The 2,155-nt window shown below is 72.9% G+C and carries 2 protein-coding genes; both read right to left on the reverse strand.

Going from position 1 to position 2,155, the window contains the following annotated elements:
* Positions 1-224 (reverse strand): hypothetical protein (locus ABT304_RS30810; protein ID WP_350721236.1); only part of this gene is annotated, 224 nt, incomplete at its 3' end.
* A gap of 37 nt (positions 225-261) precedes the next feature.
* On the reverse strand, positions 262-2,155 hold a 1,894-nt coding region (locus tag ABT304_RS30815), incomplete at its 5' end, for an ATP-dependent RNA helicase (RefSeq protein ID WP_350721238.1).

Here is a 2,155-nt window from a genome sequence, read left to right on the forward strand (position 1 = left end):
GCGTAGGGCGCGAGGTGCGCCGGCACAGCGTGCCCGACGTACAGGTGGGTCTTGACTCCCGGGTGCCACGTGGCGCCCTCGACCTGGGTGCCGTAGGGGACGTCGAGCACCCACAGCCGCTCGCCCGGGCCGACGGCCGGCAACGGCCGCTTCGGATGTCGCGTCCCGCTCCGGCGCGGACGCCCGCCGCGGCGACGAGCACTGGATCGGCGAGGACTGGGCACACCCAGACGCTATCCTCCAGGCGAGCCGACCCGCCGCTCATCTTCGGCGGCGGGGACTGTTCGTACGCGCGGTGGCTGGTGCGCTGCGGGGATCCTCCGGCCAGGCGTGCTTGGGATAGCGCCCGCGCAGATCAGCACGAACGCCGGGGTAGCCGTTGTCCCAGAAGGACTCCAGGTCTGCGGTGACGGCTGCTGGGCGTCGCGCGGGGGAGAGCAGATGCAGCAGGAGCGGGACCTGGCCGTCCGCGAGGACCGGCGCTGCGGTCCAGCCGAAGACCTCTTGGATTCGCACAGCGAGCACCGGTTGTTCGGCGGAGTAGTCGATCCGCACGCTCGACCCACTGGGGACCTGCACTCGCTCGGGAGCCAGATCGTCGAGCCTGCCTGCCTGCGGCCACGGCACCATCGCCCGCAGCGCGGCAGCCACGTCGACGCGACGAAGATCCTGGGCCGAGCGAACCCGCGCCAGCTGGGGCCCGAGCCACGATTGGAGGTTCTGCGTCAGTGCCACGTCGCTCACATCGGGCCACGGGTCACCGAGCGCACGGTGCAGGAAGTCGAGGCGGGCGCGCAGCGCCGTGGCCGCCTCCGACCAGGCGAAGAGAGCGATTCCCTCCCTCGCCACCGCCTCTCGGATGGCGTCGGTCACGGCGTGGGCCGGTGGATCGCTGAGCGGGACGGAGCGGACCTCGATCGCACCCAGCAGCGTACGTCGGCGAGCCAGCACCCGCCCTCCGGTCCAGGTGACCTCGTCCACCTCGGTCCACAGGGACCCGGCCGCCTCCAGCGCGAGGTCCTCGGTGAGCGGGGCCGCCGCCCGGATCCGTGCTTCACGTTGCCCGGGCCGCCGCTCCGCGTCGCCGACCGCGAGCCACTCCAGTCCGACCAAGGGCCCCGAAGCACGCGGATCGAGCGCCGCGCCCGTCCCGGACGCCATCAGGTAGCTCGCGGAACTCGAGCGCTTGCGCGCAATCCGGCCCGGATGCGCCAGGGCCACCACCAGCCCCACCGCCACGTCATCGGTGAGTGCTCGGCCGTCGGTGCCCTGCTTCCCGACGACCTTCTCCAACCGGGCGACCTGGCCGCGCCACGAGCCTGCCCCCTGTCCGGCGCGCAGCGACCGGAGCGCGGCAACCAGGTCCCCGCCGGGAGCGCGCACGTCCTCGCTCAACATCGCGACCACCTCTGAGGCGCGCCTGGCCCCGACGAGACCAGCCCCGTCGATGAGGGCACGCGCCAGCCTGGGATCGGCCGGTACGCCGGCGATCACCCGGCCCCGCGGGGTGGCTCTCCCGTCCTCGGTCATCGCCCCCAGATCCACCAGCACCTCCTTGGCTGCCGACATCGCATGCGCCGGTGGCTGGTCGAGGAGCGCCAGGTCGTGCACATCGTCACTGCCCCAGCACGCCACCTCCAGGGCGAAGGCCGTCAGATCGGCGGTCGCGATCTCGGGCTCCGGGTGAGCGGCCAGATGCGCGTGCTCCGCCTCGGACCAACAACGCAGCACGGCGCCCGGCCCCAGCCGTCCGGCCCGACCAGCCCGCTGCTCGGCCGCTGCCCGGCTCACCGCGACGGTGACCAGAGAAGCCAGTCCGCGACGGTGGTCAGTGCGCGGCTCGCGCGAGAATCCGGCATCGACCACGACACGTACCCCAGGTACCGTCAGCGAGGACTCGGCGACCGCGGTCGAGACGATCACTCGTCGACGCGGGCCTTCGCTGAGCGCACGATCCTGCTCGGCGCCGGACAGACGTCCGTGCAGGGCGTGGACGGACGCGTCCACCCCGGCAAGGCGGCGTACGGTCGCCTCGACCTCCGCGACACCCGGAACGAAGACCAGGACGTCACCCTCGTGCTCGACGAGCGCACGACGTACGGTCGCGGCGACATGGTCGTGGAAGGCCGGGGTGATACCCCGGTCGTCGGTGCGG

Origin of the sequence: Nocardioides sp. NPDC000445 (genome assembly GCF_040300245.1) — a bacterium.
Taxonomy (GTDB): Bacteria; Actinomycetota; Actinomycetes; order Propionibacteriales; family Nocardioidaceae; genus Nocardioides.